20 protein-coding genes, 1 tRNA gene and 3 pseudogenes are annotated in these 20,079 nt (G+C 67.7%); 16 read left to right on the top strand and 8 right to left on the bottom strand.

The annotated features are described in order from the left end of the window. Nucleotides 1-142 precede the first annotated feature (142 nt). Nucleotides 143-1,627 (top strand): NAD(P)/FAD-dependent oxidoreductase, encoded by a 1,485-nt coding sequence (locus L1066_RS11885; RefSeq protein ID WP_235736525.1) that lies wholly within the window; start codon nucleotides 143-145, stop codon nucleotides 1,625-1,627. Between the two features lie 82 nt (nucleotides 1,628-1,709). Here L1066_RS11885 and L1066_RS11880 read toward each other — a convergent pair whose 3' ends face one another. The 4 genes from L1066_RS11880 to L1066_RS11865 form a co-directional block, all read right to left on the bottom strand. After that, entirely contained in the window at nucleotides 1,710-2,393 is a 684-nt protein-coding gene (locus L1066_RS11880) for a PaaI family thioesterase (protein WP_235736524.1), read from the bottom strand. Between the two features lie 63 nt (nucleotides 2,394-2,456). After that, the gene (locus tag L1066_RS11875; RefSeq protein ID WP_235736523.1) at nucleotides 2,457-2,804 is read right to left on the bottom strand and encodes a hypothetical protein; all 348 of its coding nucleotides are present in this window, start codon (nucleotides 2,802-2,804) and stop codon (nucleotides 2,457-2,459) included. Next, complete coding sequence (locus L1066_RS11870) at nucleotides 2,768-4,252, bottom strand: hypothetical protein (RefSeq protein WP_235736522.1); 1,485 nt, start codon at nucleotides 4,250-4,252, stop codon at nucleotides 2,768-2,770. The genes L1066_RS11875 and L1066_RS11870 overlap by 37 nt, the downstream gene beginning before the upstream one ends. 82 nt (nucleotides 4,253-4,334) lie before the next feature. Further along, nucleotides 4,335-4,410 (bottom strand) — tRNA-Lys (locus L1066_RS11865). A 154-nt stretch (nucleotides 4,411-4,564) separates the two neighbouring features. On the opposite strand from L1066_RS11865, the gene L1066_RS11860 reads away from it, so the two are divergent. The 7 genes and pseudogenes from L1066_RS11860 to L1066_RS11830 all read left to right on the top strand — a co-directional run bounded on the left by L1066_RS11860 (nucleotide 4,565) and on the right by L1066_RS11830 (nucleotide 10,835). Beyond that, a complete protein-coding gene (locus L1066_RS11860) occupies nucleotides 4,565-5,200 on the top strand; it encodes a helix-turn-helix domain-containing protein (RefSeq protein WP_235736521.1) in 636 nt (211 codons plus the stop codon). Continuing rightward, entirely contained in the window at nucleotides 5,197-5,706 is a 510-nt protein-coding gene (locus tag L1066_RS11855; protein WP_235736520.1) for an ROK family protein, read from the top strand. Before L1066_RS11860 ends, L1066_RS11855 begins: the two co-directional genes overlap by 4 nt. A gap of 98 nt (nucleotides 5,707-5,804) precedes the next feature. Next, nucleotides 5,805-7,345 (top strand): annotated as a pseudogene (locus L1066_RS11850) (ABC transporter substrate-binding protein). A 4-nt stretch (nucleotides 7,346-7,349) separates the two neighbouring features. Beyond that, nucleotides 7,350-8,309 (top strand): ABC transporter permease, encoded by a 960-nt coding sequence (locus L1066_RS11845; RefSeq protein WP_235736519.1) that lies wholly within the window; start codon nucleotides 7,350-7,352, stop codon nucleotides 8,307-8,309. Then, entirely contained in the window at nucleotides 8,306-9,178 is an 873-nt protein-coding gene (locus L1066_RS11840) for an ABC transporter permease (protein ID WP_235736518.1), read from the top strand. The genes L1066_RS11845 and L1066_RS11840 overlap by 4 nt, the downstream gene beginning before the upstream one ends. 26 nt (nucleotides 9,179-9,204) lie before the next feature. Next, a pseudogene (locus tag L1066_RS28570) lies at nucleotides 9,205-9,684 on the top strand (ATP-binding cassette domain-containing protein); the annotation flags it as partial. 314 nt (nucleotides 9,685-9,998) lie between these two features. Continuing rightward, nucleotides 9,999-10,835 (top strand): ABC transporter ATP-binding protein, encoded by an 837-nt coding sequence (locus L1066_RS11830; RefSeq protein ID WP_235736516.1) that lies wholly within the window; start codon nucleotides 9,999-10,001, stop codon nucleotides 10,833-10,835. A 32-nt stretch (nucleotides 10,836-10,867) separates the two neighbouring features. Here the strand turns inward: L1066_RS11830 and L1066_RS26675 are convergent, their stop codons facing one another. Then, a complete protein-coding gene (locus tag L1066_RS26675; RefSeq protein WP_283095380.1) occupies nucleotides 10,868-11,002 on the bottom strand; it encodes a hypothetical protein in 135 nt (44 codons plus the stop codon). A 7-nt stretch (nucleotides 11,003-11,009) separates the two neighbouring features. On the opposite strand from L1066_RS26675, the pseudogene L1066_RS28565 reads away from it, so the two are divergent. The 8 genes and pseudogenes from L1066_RS28565 to L1066_RS11795 all read left to right on the top strand — a co-directional run. After that, a pseudogene (locus tag L1066_RS28565) lies at nucleotides 11,010-11,321 on the top strand (sulfatase-like hydrolase/transferase); the annotation flags it as partial. A 23-nt stretch (nucleotides 11,322-11,344) separates the two neighbouring features. Continuing rightward, complete coding sequence (locus L1066_RS11825; RefSeq protein WP_235736515.1) at nucleotides 11,345-12,196, top strand: sulfatase-like hydrolase/transferase; 852 nt, start codon at nucleotides 11,345-11,347, stop codon at nucleotides 12,194-12,196. Then, the gene (locus L1066_RS11820) at nucleotides 12,193-13,173 is read left to right on the top strand and encodes an alkaline phosphatase family protein (protein WP_235736514.1); all 981 of its coding nucleotides are present in this window, start codon (nucleotides 12,193-12,195) and stop codon (nucleotides 13,171-13,173) included. Before L1066_RS11825 ends, L1066_RS11820 begins: the two co-directional genes overlap by 4 nt. Before the next feature lie 240 nt (nucleotides 13,174-13,413). After that, complete coding sequence (locus L1066_RS11815) at nucleotides 13,414-13,617, top strand: cold-shock protein (RefSeq protein ID WP_235736513.1); 204 nt, start codon at nucleotides 13,414-13,416, stop codon at nucleotides 13,615-13,617. 215 nt (nucleotides 13,618-13,832) lie between these two features. Beyond that, nucleotides 13,833-13,997: a hypothetical protein gene (locus L1066_RS11810; RefSeq protein WP_235736512.1), complete on the top strand. Its 165-nt coding sequence runs from the start codon at nucleotides 13,833-13,835 to the stop codon at nucleotides 13,995-13,997. A 341-nt stretch (nucleotides 13,998-14,338) separates the two neighbouring features. Beyond that, a complete protein-coding gene (locus L1066_RS11805) occupies nucleotides 14,339-14,818 on the top strand; it encodes a DUF47 domain-containing protein (RefSeq protein ID WP_283095379.1) in 480 nt (159 codons plus the stop codon). Between the two features lie 4 nt (nucleotides 14,819-14,822). Next, nucleotides 14,823-15,824, top strand: coding sequence for an inorganic phosphate transporter (locus L1066_RS11800; protein WP_235736511.1), 1,002 nt, complete (start codon nucleotides 14,823-14,825; stop codon nucleotides 15,822-15,824). Nucleotides 15,825-16,200: 376 nt separating this feature from the next. Beyond that, nucleotides 16,201-17,085: a ferredoxin reductase domain-containing protein gene (locus L1066_RS11795; RefSeq protein ID WP_235736510.1), complete on the top strand. Its 885-nt coding sequence runs from the start codon at nucleotides 16,201-16,203 to the stop codon at nucleotides 17,083-17,085. Between the two features lie 157 nt (nucleotides 17,086-17,242). Here L1066_RS11795 and pstB read toward each other — a convergent pair whose 3' ends face one another. From pstB to pstC, 3 genes are read right to left on the bottom strand one after another with little or no spacing between them, the layout of a single operon-like run. Next, nucleotides 17,243-18,022, bottom strand: a complete 780-nt coding sequence (gene pstB / locus L1066_RS11790; RefSeq protein ID WP_235736509.1) for a phosphate ABC transporter ATP-binding protein PstB — start codon at nucleotides 18,020-18,022, stop codon at nucleotides 17,243-17,245. 30 nt (nucleotides 18,023-18,052) lie between these two features. After that, on the bottom strand, nucleotides 18,053-19,123 hold the full coding sequence (gene pstA / locus L1066_RS11785; RefSeq protein ID WP_235736508.1) for a phosphate ABC transporter permease PstA: 1,071 nt from the start codon (nucleotides 19,121-19,123) through the stop codon (nucleotides 18,053-18,055). A gap of 4 nt (nucleotides 19,124-19,127) precedes the next feature. Next, the gene (gene pstC / locus L1066_RS11780) at nucleotides 19,128-20,060 is read right to left on the bottom strand and encodes a phosphate ABC transporter permease subunit PstC (protein ID WP_235736507.1); all 933 of its coding nucleotides are present in this window, start codon (nucleotides 20,058-20,060) and stop codon (nucleotides 19,128-19,130) included. Nucleotides 20,061-20,079: the final 19 nt, after the last annotated feature.

The following is a 20,079-nucleotide window of genomic DNA, read 5'->3' as shown; positions in this document are numbered from 1 at the left end:
AGCCTCGCTGCGCTCGGCCGACAGGACTCACGGGTGACGTTGGCGACACCGCTGCCCGGCGTGAACAGCGCCGATTCGGCAGGCGTCCCACCGAGTGGGACACTGGTCAAGGACCAAGAACTCCAGAAAGGCCCGCTTGGGAATGGGAAGCGACATCAACGACAAACACAAGGTCGTCATCATCGGATCCGGCTTCGGTGGTCTGTTCACCACCAAGGCCCTTCGCCGATCCGACGTCGAGGTGACGATGGTCGCCAAGACCACGCATCACCTCTTCCAGCCCCTTCTCTACCAGGTGGCCACCGGCATCCTCTCCCAGGGCGAGATCGCCCCGCCCACACGTGAGGTGCTGGCAAAGCAGAAGAACGCCCAGGTCCTACTGGGCACCGTCACCGACGTCGATCTTGAGACGCGCACCGTCAAGCACAACGTGCTCGGACGCGAGACCGTGACCTCCTACGACACCCTCGTCGTGGCTGCTGGCGCGAGCCAGTCCTACTTCGGCAACGATCACTTCGCCGAGTACGCACCGGGCATGAAGAGCATCGATGACGCGCTCGAGCTCCGGGGCCGTATCTTCGGCGCCTTCGAGATGGCTGAGAACGCAGCCGCCCGCGGTGAGGACTACGACCACCTGCTGACCTTCGTGGTCGTCGGTGCGGGCCCGACCGGCGTGGAGATGGCCGGACAGATCGCCGAGCTGGCGCACAAGACGCTGAAGCGCGACTTCCGGTCCATCGACACCCGCAAGGCCAAGGTCATCCTGCTCGACGCCGCGCCGCAGGTGCTGCCGCCGTTCGGTGCCAAGCTCGGCGCCAAGGCCAAGGGCGAGCTCGAGAAGATCGGTGTCGAGGTCCAGCTCGGTGCGATGGTGACCGCCGTCGACGAGCGTGGCCTCGAGGTGAAGGACAAGGACGGCACGGTCCGCCGTATCGACTCCGTCGCCAAGATCTGGGCCGCCGGCGTGCAGGCCAACCCGCTGGGCAAGACCCTGTCCGAGCAGACCGGTGCTCCGCTCGACCGTGCCGGCCGCATCTCGGTCAATCCCGACCTGACGCTGCCGGGGCACCCCGAGGTCTTCGTCCTCGGCGACATGATCAGCCTCGACCACCTCCCGGGAGTTGCCCAGGTCGCGATCCAGGGTGGCAAGTACGCCGCCAAGGAGATCGACGGGCGGATCCGTGGCAAGCAGCCGCAGGGCCCGTTCAAGTACTTCGACAAGGGCTCGATGGCGATCATCAGCAAGTTCCGCGCTGTGGCCAGCGTCGGCAGCCTGAAGCTCAACGGGAGCCTCGCATGGCTGATGTGGCTCGCCGTCCACCTCGTCTACCTGACGGGCTTCAAGAACCGGGTCGGTGCGCTGCTGTCGTGGGCCATCACCTTCATCGGCAACGACCGCTCCGAGCGGACCGTCACCGAGCAGCAGATCTTCGCCCGCCAAGCGCTGGAACGGCTGGAGCGTGGCACCTCCGACCTGGTCAGTGAGCCGGGTGAGATGGATGCCTTCATCGCCAAGCGTGACGCCGAACGTCGTGCCGAACTCGAGGCCGTCGCCGCTGAGGAGAGCCGCCTCACCGACCAGGGTGCCCGCGGCGTCGCCGAAGACCAGCCCGCCGTCAAGGCCTGACCCCCGCGTTCTTGACACCTCGTCAGTAAACCTCGGAAATATCGCGATCGTCCCTAACAGATTTGTAGTTGCAGCTGGAGAACTACAAATCTGTTAGGGACGATCCGGCATTTCGGGGGTCATTCGAAGCGCGGGGGCTGGGTGCCCTCGCGGGCCCAGCGGGGAGGACGAAGATGCCTTCGCACTCGACGGTGGGGCCTTCGGCGTCGGAGATGGCGCCGCTGATGAACGTCTTGTAGCCCTCGTGACCGGTGGTCCAGGCCTCGACGCGGAGGTCGCCCAGCGGCGTGCCCCGGCGGTAGCGCAGGGTCAAGGTGCCGGTCATGCCCGGGGTGCCCCCGGCTGCGGCTGCCTCGCCGGCGACCTGGTCGAGGACCAGGGCGCTGACGCCGCCGTGGACGAGGCCGGGCGGACCCTCGTAGGCGGCACCCAGGTGGATGTCGGCCCAGGCGCGGCCCTCGGGGCTCTGGAGGACCTTGACGGGAGGTGCCACCGCGTTGCGCAACCCCACGACCGCGTTGCCGTAGCCACGAACGGTGCCGTCGGGGGTGTGCTTGACCCCGAACGACCCGGGGATCTGGCTGACCCGCAACCGGGCGGTGAGCTTCTCGATCTCGGCAGTGATCGCCAGCATCTCCTGGTCGGAGACCGTCGAGCGGATCACGGCGTCGACCAGCCCCCGGGTGGCCTGCGCCATCCCGCCCGCGACCTGCTGTTCACGAGCCACGTCGTCGGAGTTCAGGTCTGTGATGTCGGCGTCGAACATGTTTGCACTCTAAGTCGGTCTCGTTTGCGCTGGTTCGCCCGTCCCACCGCTCGGCGCGTGATCTCAGCGACGCTCACGGCGCCGCTCGTTCTCAGCGGCCTGTTCGGCAGCGATCTCGCGGTAGTGGTCGAGCACTGCCTGGAACTCCTCCGGGTTGACCATGGACGAGTCGATCACGAAGGGCTTCATGCTGCGCCGATGGATCAGCACCTGCCATCCGCGCCTGCCGGGCGCTCCCTTGGTGGTGATCTCGGTGTAGGGGCTGGACAGGTCGAACCGGTGGCGGCTCTCCCGCGCGGTGACATCGAGGACGCCGCGGTCGATGCTGAGCTTGGCCGGTGCTGCCGTCGAGAACGCGCTCCACAGGATCAACGTCAGTAGTGCCAAGGTGCCGGCGATCGCGATGTCCACGGTGTCGCGGGTGTCCCAGGCGAGCAGCCCGGTGCCGACGGCGCCCAGGAGTGCCAGGAGGCACAGGGCACCCAGGAGCTGTCGCGTCGAGCGTCGTGGCGAGAACTGCACCACGCCCGGCGGAGCCTTGGGGAGGTGGGTGCGCTGTCGATCTCGCGGCCACGGAGTCGAAGACCGGGGTCCGACTTCGGGTTCGCCTCGACCCTCGCGGCGCTGGACTCCCGAGGTTGCTCCGGTACGTCGGGTGCTGGAGCGAGCTTGCCGGCCGGCGCGATGACGGCTGCCGCCTCCACCGAGGAGGCCTGGGCGGCGGTGGTGGCTGCCGAGATCGAGGTCGCGGGCGCTTCCTCGGTCTTCTCGGGTGTGGCCTGCTGGGACCCGGCGTGCTCGGCTTCACGGCGCGCTCGGGCCTCGTCGGCAGACCTGCTGACCAGGGCCAGCAGTTCGTCGGCGCTGGGTTCCTCCTGGACGGGTGCGTCCTTGGTGGAGTGGTCACGCAGGCCGGCCCGGCGGGCCTCGCGGGCGTCGAGGCTCGCCCGCAGGGCAGCGGCGACAGCGGAGTCGAGGGGGATCGCCTCCTCAGCGACCTCTGCGGTCTCGGACACTTCAGCGACCTCGGACACTTCAGCGACCCCGGGCGCCTCGACGATCTCGGGCACCTCGACGGCCCCCGGTTCCGCTGGGGTCGGGGCCGTGGTGGTGGGCGTGGTGGGCGCGGCTGCCCGACGCAACCGGCCGATCCTGGATCCGGGCTTGCCAGTCGCATCACGGGCCTCGGCTGCTTCGACGGCACGCAGCGTCGCTCGCAGTGCCGGATCGATGGAACCGTCCACCTCCTCCTGCGGCGCCTCGGACACCGGGACGGCCTTGTGCTTGCCCTTTACGCGCTGGGTCGGCTCGGGCTCAGCGGCTGCCGATTGCGCCGGCAGGTCGCGCAGCGCGGTGATCAGGTCGATCTCTGCGCCGGTGGCAGGCTGGTCCGGTGGGTCGACCGGCTCCTGGGGCGGTTCCGGTGGAGTTGCGTCCTCCTCAGGAGGGGGCGCCGTGGCTCCCAGGGCGCCGAGTACGTCGGCACTCGCGTCGCGACGTACCTGCCCGAGCTCTGCGCGACGGGCCGCCAAGCGGTCCTTGACGCTGCTCCCGGGGCCGGGACCAGGATCGGGATCGGTGGCAAGGTCGAGGTCGGAGACAGCTGGTGTCACCGGTGCAGGTTGCGCCAACCGCTCAGACTCCCGCAGGGCCGCCAGTTTCGCCATCAGCACCGGATCGGGCGGGCTGGAGTTGTCCAACCGGTCGGCAGGCGGAGCAGCCGGGGTGGACGCAGTGCGGTCGGGAGCGACCGACGAAGGGGAGGCAGGGGTGCCCTCACGTTGCACCTGCTCCCGCCGTGCCGCGGCCAGGCGTTCCTTCGCCGAGATCACCGGCCTGCGGTCATCACTTGCGCCCATGAACAGAAAACTACGCAACTTCCGTGCGGTTATTGGGGGAACCGGCCAAATTCGGACAGGTGTCCGCCCTCTGGGAAGGGGTTGGTAGGCCCTGTGGGACTCGAACCCACAACCAACGGATTAAAAGTCCGGAGCTCTGCCAATTGAGCTAAGGGCCCAGGGGCCGTGGGCCCCGTCGAGTGACCGCAGGGGTCTGCTCGGCGGCCAGCGTAGCGGAGGGCGCGCCGGTCCCGGTTCGTGGGATGTGGTGAGGCGCTGTCAATCATCCTGCTTTAATTCAACCAAGTTGATAGAAATAAGGTGGTAAGCGCAGTGAAGCAGACGATCTCAGTGACTCGAGGTGCCCTCGGGTCCCCGGCCAGTCGAGTGTTGGAGCAGGTGCGCGGGCGCGGCGTGGTCTTTCGGGAGGAACTCGCCGCCGCCACGGGGCTGAGCCAGGCCACGGTGGCGCGCACGGTCGTGGCGCTGGCCGAGGTGGGGCTCCTGCGGGAGCGACCGGAGCGAGCCCGCGACGGTCGACTCGGTCGGCCCAGTCTTCCGGTGGGCCTGGTCACGACGCGCCATGCCTGCGTCGGTGTCCACATCGGTCGTTGGGCGACCACCCTTGCCCTCGGTGACATCTCGGGTCGGGTGGTCGATTCGGTCGTGATCAGCCACGAACACGCCGGAGGCATGGGCGGGGTCGACCTGGCCCATGCGGTGGGGGCACTGCTCAATCGCCATCTCGAGCGCACCCCCTTGTCGGCCGCCGTGGTCGCCCCGTGGCGTGCCCTCGGCCTCGATCCCGACCGTGTCGCATCCGGGCTGGAGGCGGTGCTCGGCCTCCCGGTGGAGACGGGCGACCACATCGCCGCGGTGGCGGCCGCCGAGTTCATCCATCGCCGTCATGGCACCGGGGAGTCACCTGCTACGTCTACACCCGCGACACTGGCGGTTTCGCACTCGTGATCGACAAGGGTGAGCAGACCGAAGTGGGCACGGTGAACTCCCTCGAGCACTATCCGACCGGCGGCTCGGTGCGCTGCAAGTGCGGTCGCACGGGTTGCTTCGAGGTGACGGCGAGCGACCATGCCCTCGTGGCGCGGGCGGTCGACATCGGCTTGATCGACGCGCCCCGGATGCGCCTGCTGCAGGCCAAGGCTGCGGCCGGCGATGCGCAGGCGACCCGCATGTTCGTGGAACGAGCAGAGGTGCTCGGGCGGGTGGCGGCTGGGGTGCGCGACATGACCGGCCCTGATCGGACCGTGCTCGTGGGGCAGGCCTTCACCGGGTTCCCCGCGGCCCTCACTGACGTGATCGCCAGTTTCGAGCGCAGTTCATCGATGCCTCCCGGGTCGGTGTCGGTGACTCGGTTCGGTGACGACATCCAGGCCGTTGCGGCCTGCGCGTTGGCGGTGGGGCCGGTCTACGACGATCCGGTGGGCCTGGTCACCGCCTGGGAGGCAACGGGGTGAGCCAGTTCGGATCACGGTGATCGGAATTGGTCCGCCGGCCGATCGGCGCCCCTAGGTTTGTCCATCGAATCACTAGACAAACTTGGAAGGCTGTTGTCATGAGAGTTCCTACCCGCGCCATCACTGCGATCGTGGCTTCCCTGGCGCTCGTGGGCTGCAGTTCGGCCGTGGCCGAGCAGAAGGACAGCAACGCCGGAGGAGCGTCCGAGGGCGGCACGTTGGTGGCCGCGACCGGCATCGACCTCGCACCCGCGCAGTTCTACTCCGGGGCCGGCCCCTCCAGCACGGTCATCGGGCTCGTCTACGAGACGCTGATCGACTACCCGGTCGACTCGCTCGATCCCCAGCCGTCGTTGGCGACCTCGTGGGAGCTGGCGGAGGACGGGCTGTCGCTGACGCTCGACCTCTCGACGGAGGCCGCCTTCCACAGCGGGCGTGATCTCACCTCCGAGGACGTGAAGTTCAGCCTGGAGACGTACGCCGACCCGGTGCGTGCCGCGCAACTGCAGCGCACCGCCGCGGCGATCACCTCCTTCGACACCAGTGACCCTGATCGGATCGTGCTGGAGTTCGCCCACCCCTCTCCAACATCTTCGACCTGCTCGACCAGGTGCCGATCATCGACTCGGAGACCATCGACGACTTCACCTCCGGCAAGGAGTACATCGGCACCGGGCCGTTCGTCTTCGACTCGTGGACCCCCAATCAGGCGCTCACGTTCTCGCGCAACGACGACTACTGGGGCGAGAAGGCCAAGCTCGACGGTGTCCAGCTGCGCATCATCAAGGAGACCACCAGCGCGGTCTCGGCACTGCGCGGCGGTCAGGTCGACATGATCCTCCAGGCCGGCGCCCGTGACCTGGAGGAGCTGGAGAAGTCCGACCAGTTCCACACGCAGAAGCTGACCGGGTTCGAGACGCAGGTCTATGTCGGCACCAACGTCACCCATCCGGCCCTGGCCGATGTCGAGGTGCGTCAGGCCATCGCCTACGCGGTCGACAAGGAGCGCATCGCGAAGGAGGTCTATCGCGGCCGGGCCCGCGCCCACGACCTCCCGTGGCCCGAGTACTCGCCGGCCTATGACGCCGAGTTGGACCACCGCTACGCACGCGACGTGGCCAAGGCCAAGGAGCTCCTCAAGGGACACTCGGTGCCGAAGCTCCCCATCACCTACGGCGCCGGCAACCCGCAGTACGAAGCAGTCGCCCAGATCGTGCAGGCCAACCTCGCCGAGGTCGGCATCGAGACCGAGCTCGAACCCATCGAGTACTCCCAGTTCCTGAAGAAGCTGATCGGCGCCGACTACGACGCCCTGTGGGTCACCGAGCACGCCTTCGCCCAGTACACCCCTTCCACCCTCAGCGTGAGCGCCTACCCGTTCAACGCCGACCACAACGCATCACGCTTCGTCGACGCCGACTACAAGGCTGCAGCAGAGGCGGCGTGGAAGATCGCCGATGGCCACAGCGAGGAAGCACTGGCGGCGTACGACGTGCTCTCCGAGGAACTGCTCGACAATCTCTTCCTCATCGAGTTGGTCGAGACCACCTCCGAGTCTGCTCTGAGCAAGTCCGTGAGCGGCATCGAGTGGAGCAAGCGCGGAGAGATCGACCTCGTCAACACCACGCTGAGCAAGTGATCACATGGTGCGCTACGTCGTACGGCGACTGCCATCAGCGCTGATCACGCTGTTCCTCGCTTCGATCCTGGTCTTCATCCTCGTCCGGCTGGTGCCCGGCGACCCGGTGGCCACCCTCGCCGGCCCCGACGCCAGCGCGGAGACCCGGGACGCCATCCGGAGCCAACTCGGTCTCGACGGCTCCCCGATCACGCAGTACTTCCACTGGTTGGGGTCGATGGCGACCGGGGACTTCGGAACCTCCTACATGATCGGCGGCTCGATCTCCGAGCTCGTGGGTGCGGGCGCGCTCAACACCGTCGTACTGGCCGGAACCGCGCTGCTGATCGCCGCGGGCATCGCGCTGGTGGTCGGAGTCGCGTCGGTGCTCAGTCAGTCTCGGGTCCTCGACGCGATCGTGTCGGCGATGAACACCGTCGCGGTCGCACTCCCGCCGTTCGTCACCGGCGTGGTCCTGGTGGTGCTGTTCGCCGTCACCTGGCCGCTGCTGCCTGCCGGCGGGGTGCCACCGCAGGGTTTCTGGGCCTCACCCGACATCACCGTGCAATACCTGATCCTGCCGGCTATCTGCCTCTCCCTGCCCGGGGCCTCGGTGCTGACCCGGTTCCTCACCGAGTCGCTGCGCAGCGAACTCCGGCAGCCCTACGTGACGACGGCGCGCGCGCTGGGGATCTCCCGACGTCGGATCGTGCTCACCCAGGCCCTGCCCAATGCGCTGCCCGCCACGGTGACCGTGCTGGGCCTGCAGGTCGGGGCGCTGTTGGGCGGCGCCGTGCTCATCGAGCTGATCTTCGCGTGGCCCGGGCTGGGGATGCTGGTCGAGCAAGCCATCTCCAACCGTGACTATCCCCTGGTCCAGGTGCTGCTCCTGCTGTCGGTGGCGGTCTTCGTCGTCGTGCAGGTGCTCACCGACGTCGTGCATGCGTGGCTCGACCCGCGCGTGCGGTTGGGAGCAGCAGCATGACCGAGCAGATCCTGTTGGACGAGGTGACCGACCTCGGCACCGTCCTCGACCCGCCCGCCACGAAGGGCCGGCATCCGTTGTTGCACGGCCGCGGGCTGGTCGGCATGGTGCTCGTCGGCCTGATCACGCTGGCGGCGGTGCTGGCGCCGTGGTTGGCGCCGTACTCGCCGACCGAACAGATCGAGGGCGCCAACCTGTTGCCGCCCGGCCGTGATCACCTGCTCGGCACCGACGAGCTGAACCGCGACATCTTCTCCCGGTTGCTCTTCGGTGTCCGGATCGATCTGCTGGTGATCGCCGTGGCGGTGCCGATCGGCGCCGCCGTGGGCACCCTGCTGGGTCTCGTGGCCAGTCTGTGGTCGGTCACCGATGTGCTGGCGCAGCGGATCTTCGACGTCATCCTCGCCTTCCCGGCGCTGATCCTGGGCATCGCGCTGGCCGCCGTTTTCGGGCCCGGTGCGGTGACCATCGCCGTGGTCATCGTGATCGCCGAGATCCCGGCCTTCGGGCGACTCACCCGCAGCTCGGTCATGCGGGTCCGTGAATTGCCGTACGTCGAGGCCGCCCACGTGATGGGGGCACGCTCTCGTTGGGTGCTGGCTCGGCACGTGCTGCCCAACTCGCTCGAGCCGTTGACCGTGCAGCTGGCGCTCTCGCTCTCCGTCGCGGTCTTCATCGAGGGAGCCATGAGCTTCCTGGGGCTCGGCATCAGCCAGCCGGATCCGTCGCTCGGCTCCCTCATCCGCGACGCCACGCGCAACATCTACTCCGATCCGCTGCTCGGGGTGGGTCCGCTCGCCGTCGTCGCCGTCCTCGTGCTCGGTTTCCTGCTCGTCTCGCAGGCCCTGGCCGCCTCCCGCCGTTCCTGACCCTGCATCCCTGAGGAGGCAGATCCATGACCACCCCACTGCTCGAGATCACCGAGCTCGCCATCGACTTCGCCCAGCCACGCCCCGCCGTACGCCGCGTCGACCTGACCGTGCATCGCGGTGAGGTCGTCGCCCTCGTGGGCGAATCGGGCAGCGGCAAGTCGATGACCGCACGTGCCGTGCTCGGGCTGCTGCCCGACGGCGCCAACGCCACGGGCTCGGTGCGGCTCGACGGCTCGGAGTTGCTGGGCGCACCGGAGAAGCACCTCCAGGAGGTGCGTGGGTCCAAGGTGGCGCTGGTCTTCCAGGAGCCACAGAGTGCACTCAACCCCGTCCGCACCATCGGTTGGCAGCTGCGGGAGGCGCTGCGGGCGCACTCGCGGATCAGCCGGGCGCAGGCGCGCGCCAGGGCGGTGGAACTGCTGCAGGAGGTGGAGATCCCGGAGCCGGAACGCCGAGTCGACCACTACCCGCACCAACTCTCCGGAGGCCAGAAGCAGCGCGTCGCCATCGCCCTCGCGCTCGCCGGTGAGCCGGACCTCCTCATTGCGGACGAGCCGACGACGGCGCTCGACGTCACGGTGCAGGCCGAGATCTTGGCCCTGCTCGACCGGCTTCGCAAGCGCAACGGCATGGGGATGCTGCTGATCACCCACAACATGGGGGTGGTGGCGCAGACCGCCGACCGAGTGCTGGTGCTCCGACTGGGGAGGTCGTCGAGCAGGCGGACATCGCGACCCTCTTCGATGCGCCCCAGCATGACTACACGCGACAGCTGCTCGCTGCAGTCCCGCGACTGCCTGAGCCGGGAACGATCACGGTGCCCGGTCCAGTGCTCGAGGCCGGGACCGACCCGGTGCTGAGCTTCGAGGGCGTCGAGGTCACCTACCCGGCTCGGCTGGGGGTCGGTCCCTTCACTGCCGCGCGTGACATCTCCTTCGAGGTGCGTCCTGGTGAAGTGCTGGGCCTGGTCGGCGAATCCGGGTCCGGCAAGACCACCCTCGGGCGAGTGGCAGCGGGGTTGATCCCGGTCGCGCAGGGCCGGGTGGTGCTCTCCGGCACCGACCTCGCCGAGGCTTCTCGCTCGCGGGTCCGGGAGCTGCGTCGCGACCTCGCCTTCGTGCACCAGGACCCGGCCGCCTCGCTGGATCCGCGCTTCACGGTCGCAGACAGCATTCGGGAACCGCTCGACGTCCACGGGGTCGGGGACCGGCGCGCCCGCAACGCACGGGTGCGGGAGCTGCTCGAGGCGGTCCGGCTCACCCCCGACCTCGCCGAGCGGCTGCCACACCAGTTGTCAGGCGGCCAGCGGCAACGGGTGGCACTGGCCCGGGCGTTGGCGCTCGCCCCCAAGCTGCTCATCGCCGACGAGCCGACCAGCGCGCTCGACGTGTCGGTGCAGGCCGAGGTGCTCGACCTCTTCGAGCGGCTCCAGGAGGAGCTCGGCTTCGCCAGCATCTTCATCTCCCACGACCTGGCAGTCGTGCACCGCATCGCCCAGCGCGTGGTGGTGCTGCGCGCCGGCGAGATCGTCGAGACCGGCCCGGTCGAGCGGGTGTTCGCCGATCCGCGTGCCGACTACACCCGCGACCTCGTCGCTGCAGTTCCCGAGCCGAAACCCGCCGCGCGGCCACGCCGCAAGCGGCTGGTCTCCTGACCACGTCCTGAGAGGACCACAGCGATGGACCGTCACCACCTGCCCAGCTTCACGCCGCGCCGAACCGTCGAGGCGGCGTACGACATCCGCGACCAGTCGGAGCCCTTCTCGCAGCGGGAGCGACTGCAGGCCCCAGGTGATGCCCCCAACGTCTTGGTGGTGCTCATCGACGACATGGGCTTCGGAGCCTCCTCCGCCTTCGGTGGCCCGTGCCGGATGCCTGTCGCCGACCGACTTGCCGAGGACGGCCTCCGCTACAGCCGATTCCACACCACCGCGCTGTGCTCGCCGACGCGGGCCGCCCTGTTGACCGGCCGCAACCACCACAGCGTCGGCATGGGCACCGTCGTCGACATGGCCACCTCTGCGCCCGGGTACGACGGCATGCGCGGGCCGGACGCCGCCACGTTGGCGCAGACGCTGCAGCTCAACGGCTATGCGACCGGGGCCTTCGGCAAGTGGCACCAGACGCCCGTGTGGGAGCAGACACCTGCTGGGCCGTTCGACCGGTGGCCGACCCACGAGGGTTCGAGAAGTTCTTCGGCATCCTCGCGGCCGAGAGCAACCAGTTCACCCCGACGCTCGTTGACGGACTCAACTTCGTGGGGACGCCGTCGGAGGAGGATGACTTCCACCTGTCGGAGGCGCTCGTCGACGAGGCGACCAGATGGCTGCGGCAGGTGCGCACCTTCGACGCCGAGAAGCCGTGGTTCACCTACTTGGCGTTCGGAGCCACGCATGCTCCCTTCCACCTGCCTCGGGAGTGGCGCGACTCGGGCCTCTACCGTGGCGAGTTCGCGCAGGGCTGGGATGCGCTGCGCGAGCAGATCCTCGACCGCCAGAAGAAGCTCGGTGTCGTCGCGGACGACACCGAGCTGGCGCCCTGGCGTGGCGGTGTGCCGCACTGGGACGAGCTGAGTGACGACCAGCGCGTCGTGGCAGAACGGTTGATGGAGACCTACGCGGCCTTCGCCGAGCACACCGATGTGCAGGTGGGCCGGCTCATCGAGTTCCTGCGCGAGACCGGGGAGCTCGACAACACCCTGGTCTTCTACATCCTCGGCGACAACGGACCGTCCGCGGAGGGTGGCATCGACGGCACCCTCAACGAGGGACTGGCCTTCAACGGGATCAAGGACACCACCGATCGGATCCTCGAGCACCTGGACGAGATCGGTGGCCCGACGACCTACCCCCACCTCAACGTGGGCTGGGCATTGGCCCTCGCGACGCCGTACCAGTGGACCAAGCAGGTGGCCTCGCACTACGGGGGCACCCGCAACGGGATGATCGTGCATTGGCCCGCCGGCATCGAGCGGGCGGGGAGGTCCGGCACCAGTGGCACCACGTCGTCGACGTGACGCCGACGATCCTCGAGGCCGCGGGGATCCCGCACCCGGAGACGGTCAACGGAGTGGCCCAGCGGCCGATCGAGGGCACCTCGCTCCTCTACAGTCTCAACGACGCAGGTGCGCCGGACCGACACACGACGCAGTACTTCGAGATGTTCGGCAACCGCGGCATCTGGCACGAGGGGTGGACCGCTGCCGCCTCCCACCGGATCCCGTGGGAGATCGGCCAGGTGCTCGAGCTCTCCTTCGACGACGACACCTGGGAGCTCTACGACACGCGCAGCGACTGGGCGCAGGCGCACGACGTCGCAGCCGAGCATCCCGAGAAGCTGGCGGAGCTGAAGGAGCTCTTCGTCGCCGAGGCGGGCCGCCACCAGGTGCTCCCGCTCGACGACCGGGGGATGGAGCGGATGGTCGGCGAGCGGATGGCGCCGAGGTCGGTGGTGCTGCACGGTGGGGACGGTCTTCTGCGACCGGGCAACCTGCCGCTGCTGCACAACACCTCGTACGTGCTCAGTGCCGACATCGAGGTCGTCGACGGCGCCGACGGGGTGGTGGTGGCGAGCGGCGGCCGGTTCGGCGGCTGGTCGTTGCACCTGGTCGAGGGACGGCCGACGCATGCCTACAACTTCCTCGGTCTGGGGGAGAGCGTCGTCGAGGGTGCCCCGCTGGTGGCCGGCAGGCACCGGGTGGACTACCGGTTCGCGTACGACGGTGGGGGATTCGGGCAGGGAGGCGTCGGCTCGCTGTGGGTCGACGGCGTGGAACAGGCATCGGTCCGGATCGAACGGACGGCGCCGTTCCTCTTCTCCATCGACGAAACCCTCAACGTGGGCATCGATCGTGGATCCCCGGTCAGCGTTGACTACCGACACGGGCGGGGCAATCCGCTGCACGGCACCGTGCACACCGTGACCATCACGTCCGGAGGAGGTGTTCAACCCAGCGAGCAGGAGCGGCTCGCCTCGGCGCTGGTCAGTCACTGACGAGCGGTCGACCCGGATTAAACCAGAGTTAACCTGCTTCCCTCTTCCCTTACCGCGTAGAGTTGGTAGGCTAAGAAATGCAGCGGGAACAAGTTCCAGCAAGGCTGACGCCGGGGAGTTTGTGATCCAACGGCGTTTCTTCTCGTGGGGTGTCTCCACAGTCGGAGCGACGTGTCACCGTTCCCGTTGTGAGGTCGTTCAACTTACGACTTCTCGCCCCGATTAAGGAGTATCGAGCACATGGCTCAGGGCACCGTTAAGTGGTTCAACGCCGAGAAGGGTTTCGGCTTCATTGCGCAGGAGGACGGCGGCGACGACGTCTTCGTGCACTACTCGGCGATTCAGACGCAGGGCTACAAGTCCCTCGACGAGAACCAGAAGGTCGAGTTCGACGTCACTGCCGGCCCCAAGGGTCCGCAGGCGGAGAATGTTCGCCCCGTCTGATCGACCCACTGGTCGTTCGACACCCTGACGAAGGCCGGCTGGCCTGACGTCTCAGCGAAGGCCCCAGTCCCTGGTGGACTGGGGTCTTCGTGTCATTTCAGGACCAACTTGGCCCCGGTCACGTTTTGCGGCGCTCGCAGGGGGCAAGATGGGACATCACGTGCTGCTGCGTGTCCGGATGAGGGAGGTGACACTCGGTGCAGGATCAGTTCGACGTGACTCTCGAAGACGGGGAGCTGCTGCTCGAGGTCGAGCTCACCGCCAACCTCATCGTCGCCGCCAGCGAGTCCGACGGTCCGTTGTCACAGCAGCAGATCGACGCCATTCTCGGGGTCGGTGCGAGCGGTCAGGACGACGAGTCCTCGGAGACCGCGGGCTGAGTGGCTCCACCGGGGCAAGACCCCTGGTGTCACCAGGAGGGCGGGAGCACGCACCGCCAACGGGCGTTCCGACGTACTCCAGGGGCGTGTCGGTGGTCACGTCGGGGGCCTGAGGGCCGCAGCTGGTGGCCCCGCAGTTTGCACTGTCGCGCGGGGTTGGCCCTAGCATGAGGTCGTTCTGATTCTCCTCACCAGGAGTTCTACGTGGCTTTCCGCTTTCGTCCTGTGGACGCTTCCTTCTACGACCTCTTCGCGGAGTCGGCCCAGCATCTGGTCAACGGCGCTGGTCTTCTTGCAGAGATGTTGGCTGACGGTGCTGACCGTGAGGGGTTGCGCAGCGGATGCGTGACGCCGAGCACGCTGCCGACGAGACGACGCATGCGATCGTCCGCCGGGTCAACAGCACCTTCGTCACGCCGTTCGACCGCGAGGACATCTATGACCTCGCGTCGGGCCTCGATGACGTCATGGACGAGATGGACGAGGCGGTCGACCTCATCCTTCTCTACGAGATCGAGCATCTCCCGGCTGAACTCTCCAAGCAGGTCGAGGTGCTGCAGCGGTGCGCTGAGCTGACCGCCGACGCGATGCCGCGGTTGCAGGCCATGAAGGACCTCGACGAGTTCTGGATCGAGATCAACCGGCTCGAGAACACGGGTGACCGGTCCTACCGTCGGATCCTGGCGAGTCTCTTCAGCGGCAAGTACGAAGCGCTCGAGGTGATGAAGCTGAAGGACGTCGTCGAGGCTCTGGAAGAAGCCATCGACGCCTTCGAGACGGTGGCCAACATCGTCGAGCAGATCGCGGTCAAGGAGTCCTGAATCCGTGGAACTCGCGATTGTCATCGCGGTGGTCGTCGTCGCCCTCGTCTTCGACTACACGAATGGATTCCATGACGCGGCCAACGCGATCGCGACGTCCGTCTCCACGAGGGCGCTGACCCCGCGCGTCGCCCTGGCGATGGCGGCGGTGATGAACTTCGTCGGCGCCTTCCTCGGGCAGGAGATCGCCAACACCGTCGGCTCGGTGATCACGCCGGGAGACGGCACGCACGGTCTGATCATCGTGATGGCTGGTCTGTTGGGCGCCATCGCGTGGAACCTGGTCACCTGGTACTTCGGGCTGCCGTCGTCGTCCTCGCACGCGCTCATCGGTGGCCTCGTGGGGGCTGCGATCGCCGCCGGCGTGACGGTGAAGTGGGAGGTCATCGTCGAGAAGGTCCTCATCCCGATGGTCCTCTCGCCGCTCTTCGGCTTCGCCGCCGCCTTCTTGGTGATGGTCGCCATCATGTGGATCTTCCGGAAGGCGAACCCGCACAAGGCGCAGCGGGGCTTCCGCATCATGCAGACCGTCTCCGCCGCCGCGATGGCGCTGGGCCACGGTCTCCAGGATGCCCAGAAGACGATGGGTGTCATCTTCCTGGCGCTCGTCGCCGGCGGGTTCTACGCCGCCGAGGACGGTCTCCCGTTCTGGGTGATCCTGTCGGCAGCTGCCGCGATCTCGGCCGGCACCTACTCGGGTGGCTGGCGCATCATGCGGACCCTCGGTCGTCGGATCATCCACCTGGACCCGGCCCGCGGTTTCGCCTCCGAGGCGGTCGCCGCCGGTGTGCTCTACACGACTGCCTTCGCCTTCCACGCCCCGATCTCCACCACGCACACCATCACCTCCGCGGTCATGGGTGCGGGCGCCACCAAGCGCTTCTCGGCCGTCCGCTGGGGCGTGGCCAAGTCGATCCTCGCCGCCTGGGTCCTCACGTTCCCCGCCGCCGCCGCCGTCGCCGCCGGCGCCTACTACGTGTGCCACTTCCTGCTCGAGGTCCTCTGACCTGCTCTTGCCGATCGTCCCTAACAGATTTGTAGATCCCCTCGGAAATCTACAAATCTGTTAGGGACGATCCGCCGTTTCGATTGGGCCTGTGGACAAGCCCAGCGGGCAGTCGGCCTCCTGATCCACCATCGTGCGCATGGGTGTTGCGCCGCTTCCAGAAGACGGGGACTCCGCGGCGGGAGTCCGGCCGCCATGGCGGCCTGCCGAGCAGCTCGTCTGCGACATCACCGACGACAGTCGGCCCTGGTGGTGGGGAAGGCTGGATGTGCCACGAGCCGCGGGGGCTGGGCGGGGAGCACCCAGCCCGGGTGCGGCGCGCGGGCCACGGTGGCGCCGTACGGCTCCGGGCTTGTTCGTGCCGAACCGACCGCCCGTGCTCGAACCGGAGCAACAGATCCTCGAGGTGGGGCTCGCGCTGAGGCGGGGCGGGATCACCGGTTGGGCGGCCCTGCGCTGGTACGGCGGCACGTGGTTCCACGGCAGGGCATCCGGCGGTCTCACCTCACGTGACGTGCCGGTGGCGAGCGCACTGCACCTGCGGGCACCCGCGAACTCCGTGGTCACCGAGGAACGCATCGCGCCCGGCGACTTCACGGTCCATGACGGACTGGTGTGCACCACCCCGGTGCGTTCGGTGTTCAACGAGATGCGCGCGTCCGGGGACCCGCTGCGTGCCGCGATGAGTGCTGAGATGGCGTTCTTCAATGACCTCGTGAGCCTCGAGGAGCTGAAGCAGTACGTCGCGACGCATCCACGGTTCCACGGCGTCGGGCTCGCTCGAGACTGGTTGGGGTGGCTCGACGAGAACGCCTGGTCTCCCCAGGAGGTGAGAGCGCGGCAGCTGTGGACGCACGTGGCGGGGTTGCCCCGGCCACTGTGCAACCAACCGGTCTTCGACCGCCGTGGCAATCTGCTCGGCATCCCGGACCTCATCGACGAGGAGGCGGGCCTGATCGGCGAATATGCCGGAGCGCACCACATCTTCCAGCGTGGCCAGGACGAGGACCGGGAAATGAGGTTCCGCATGGTCGGCCTCGAGGTCGTGACGATGGCGGCTGGTGACTCCCACTCGCCGACCAGTACCGCGACCCGGCTGCGTGCGGCGCGGAAGCGTGCCAGGTTCGAGGCGCCCGGCCGCCGAGCCTGGACGTTGGAGAAGCCGCACTGGTGGGTGCCGCGCGAGACGGTTGAGGAGCGGCGAGAGCTCTGGGGGACCCGGTACCAGTACCTCCTTGATCATCGCCGCCTCATCCGCTGAGCAAGCACCAGAGCGGCCCGGACGAGACCGTCCGGGCCGCTCTGCTGCCTGCGGGAAGCAATCAACAAAGCAGATCGTCCCTAACAGATTTGTAGTTTCGAGCCGAGAACCACAAATCTGTTAGGGACGATCGGTCAAGAAGCGAAGATCCGCGGGGTCAGCCGAAGCGGCCGGAGATGTAGGCCTCGGTGGAGTCGTCGTCGGGGTTGGAGAACATCTTCTTCGTGGGGTTGAACTCGACGAGGTGGCCGGGCTCGCCGACGGCCTTGAGGTTGAAGAACCCGGTCTCGTCGGAGACGCGGGCGGCTTGTTGCATGTTGTGGGTGACGATCACGATCGTGTAGTCGGACTTCAACTCGTGGATGAGGTCCTCGATCGCGGAGGTCGAGATGGGGTCGAGGGCCGAGCAGGGCTCGTCCATGAGCAGGACCTGGGGTTCCACAGCGATGGCGCGCGCGATGCACAGGCGCTGCTGCTGGCCGCCGGAGAGGCCCATGCCGGGCTTGCCCAGACGGTCCTTCACCTCGTTCCACAAGTTGGCGCCCTTCAGCGACCGCTCCACGATGTCGTCGGCGTCCGACTTCTTCAACCGCTTCGAGTTGAGGCGGCTGCCAGCCAGCACGTTCTCGTAGATCGACATGGTCGGGAACGGATTGGGGCGCTGGAAGACCATGCCCACCTGCCGCCGCACCGCCACCGGGTCGACCTCCGGGCTGTAGAGCGACTGGCCGTCGACCACGACCTTGCCCTCCACGCGGGCACCCGGGATCACCTCATGCATCCGGTTCAGTGACCGCAGGAAGGTCGACTTGCCGCAGCCGGAGGGCCCGATGAACGCCGTCACCGCACGGGCTCGGATCGACATGTTGACGCCTTCCACGGCGAGGAAGTCGCCGTAGTAGATGTTCAGGTCGGAGACGTCGATGCTCTTGGCCATGGGTTGTGTTTCCAATCTCGAATACGTTGGTCAGCGCTTGGACGGGGCGAAGAAGCGGCCGATGACCCGCGCGATGAGGTTGAGCACCATCACCAGCGCGATCAGCACCAGGGCCGCACCCCAGGCCCGTTCCTGGCCGAACTCCTTCGGCACGCCGGGCTGAGTGAAGGAGTAGTAGATGAAGACCGGCAACGACTGCATGCGTTCGGCGAAGGCGTTGAAGTTCACCGAGTCCGTCTTGCCGGCGATGATCAGCAGTGGCGCGGTCTCGCCCGCAACCCGCGCGATCGCCAAGGTGACGCCGGTGATGATGCCGGCGAGCGAGGTCGGGATGACCACCTTGGTGATCGTCCGCCACTTCGGCACGCCGAGGGCGTAGGAGGCTTCGCGCAGCTCGTCGGGAACCAGCTTCAGCATCTCCTCGGTCGAGCGCACCACGATCGGGATCATGAGTACGGCGAGCGCAACCGACCCGCCGAATCCCATGCGGACGCCGGGGCCGAAGAAGAGCACGAACAGTGCGTAGGCGAAGAGGCCGGCGACGATGGAGGGGATGCCGGTCATCACGTCGACGAGGAAGGTGACGATCCGGGCCGGGAGCCGGTTCTCGCCGTACTCGACGAGGTAGACGGCGGCCAGGACGCCCACCGGGACCGAGATCGCGGTGGCCCACAGCGTGATGATCAACGTGCCGATGATCGCGTGGTAGATGCCACCGCCCTCGCCGACCACGTTGCGCATCGAGTAGGTGAAGAACTCACTGGAGAGGGCGGGGGCGCCGTTCTTCACCACCTGCCAGATCAGTGTGGCCAGCGGGAAGATCGCGATGCCGAAGGTCGACCAGATCAAGATGGTCGCCAGCCGGTCCTTGGCCCGGCGGCTTCCTTCGACTGCCCGGGACCACAGTGGCAGGCCCACTGCCAGCAGCACGACGGTCAGGACGACGGTGCCGGCCAGTCCCCAGGAGAGGGCGATGGCCACGATGCCGGCGGCGCACCCGGCAATGAGCAGCGCGAGCAGGGGTGCCCAGCGGGGCAGCTGCGGTGCGACCAACGGCAGCGAGTCGCGTCGGTCGGTGGTGGGGGAATCCAGGATGGTCATGTGCTCAGCCCTTCACCTGACCGCGGGACGCAACCCAGCGTCCGGCGAAGTTGACGAGGAAGGTGACCACGAAGAGGCACAGACCGCTGAAGATCAGCACGTTGACGTGCACACCGGTGGACTCGGGGAACTTCAAGGCGATGTTGGCCGCGATCGTGGAGGGGTTCTGGTTCGAGATCAGGTTGAACGAGATCACGCCCGTGGCGGAGAGCACCATGGCGATCGCCATGGTCTCGCCGAGCGCTCGTCCCAGGCCCAACATCGCGGCGGAGATCACGCCGGACCGGCCGTAGGGAAAGACCGTCAGCCGGATCATCTCCCACCGGGTGGCGCCCAGGGCGAGCGCGGCTTCCTGGTGGAGGACCGGCGTCTGGGCGAAGACCTCCCGACTGATGGAGGTGATGATCGGCAGCGCCATGACCGCCAGCACCACCGACGCCGTGAGGATCGTACGGCCGGTGGTGGCGGGGCCCTCGAAGAAGGGGAGGAAGCCCAGGTTCTCCTGCAGCCATTGATAGATCGGCAGCATCTTCGGAGCCAGGAACTGAATGCCCCACAGGCCGTAGACCACGCTGGGGATGGCAGCCAGCAGATCGATGAGGGCACCGATCGGGCCAGCCAGCCGGCGCGGCGCGTAGTGGGAGATCACCAGTGCGAGTCCGACGGCGAGTGGTGTGGCGATCAGCATGGCGATCGCTGCGGCCAGCAGCGTGCCGAAGAGCAGCGGCCACACGTGCAGGATGATGTTGGCTTCGCCGAGTTCGTCGGAGCCGGCGGTGATGGCTGGCCAACCCTCGATGGTGAGGAAGAGGGCGACACCGGCGAGAGCCGCGAGAATCGTGAAGGCGGCTCCGGTGGAGAGGCCGGCGAAGACGACATCGCCGCGACGGCGCGCGCGCTTCGAGGTCCGTACCTCGGTGGTGTGGTCTGTGGCCACGCTGGTTGCTCCTGGTGCG

It is taken from the genome of Nocardioides alcanivorans (assembly GCF_021555175.1).
Taxonomy (GTDB): Bacteria; Actinomycetota; Actinomycetes; order Propionibacteriales; family Nocardioidaceae; genus Nocardioides; species Nocardioides alcanivorans.
Note: the sequence above shows the minus strand (reverse complement) of the source record. Positions and strands in the feature narration are given on the sequence as shown.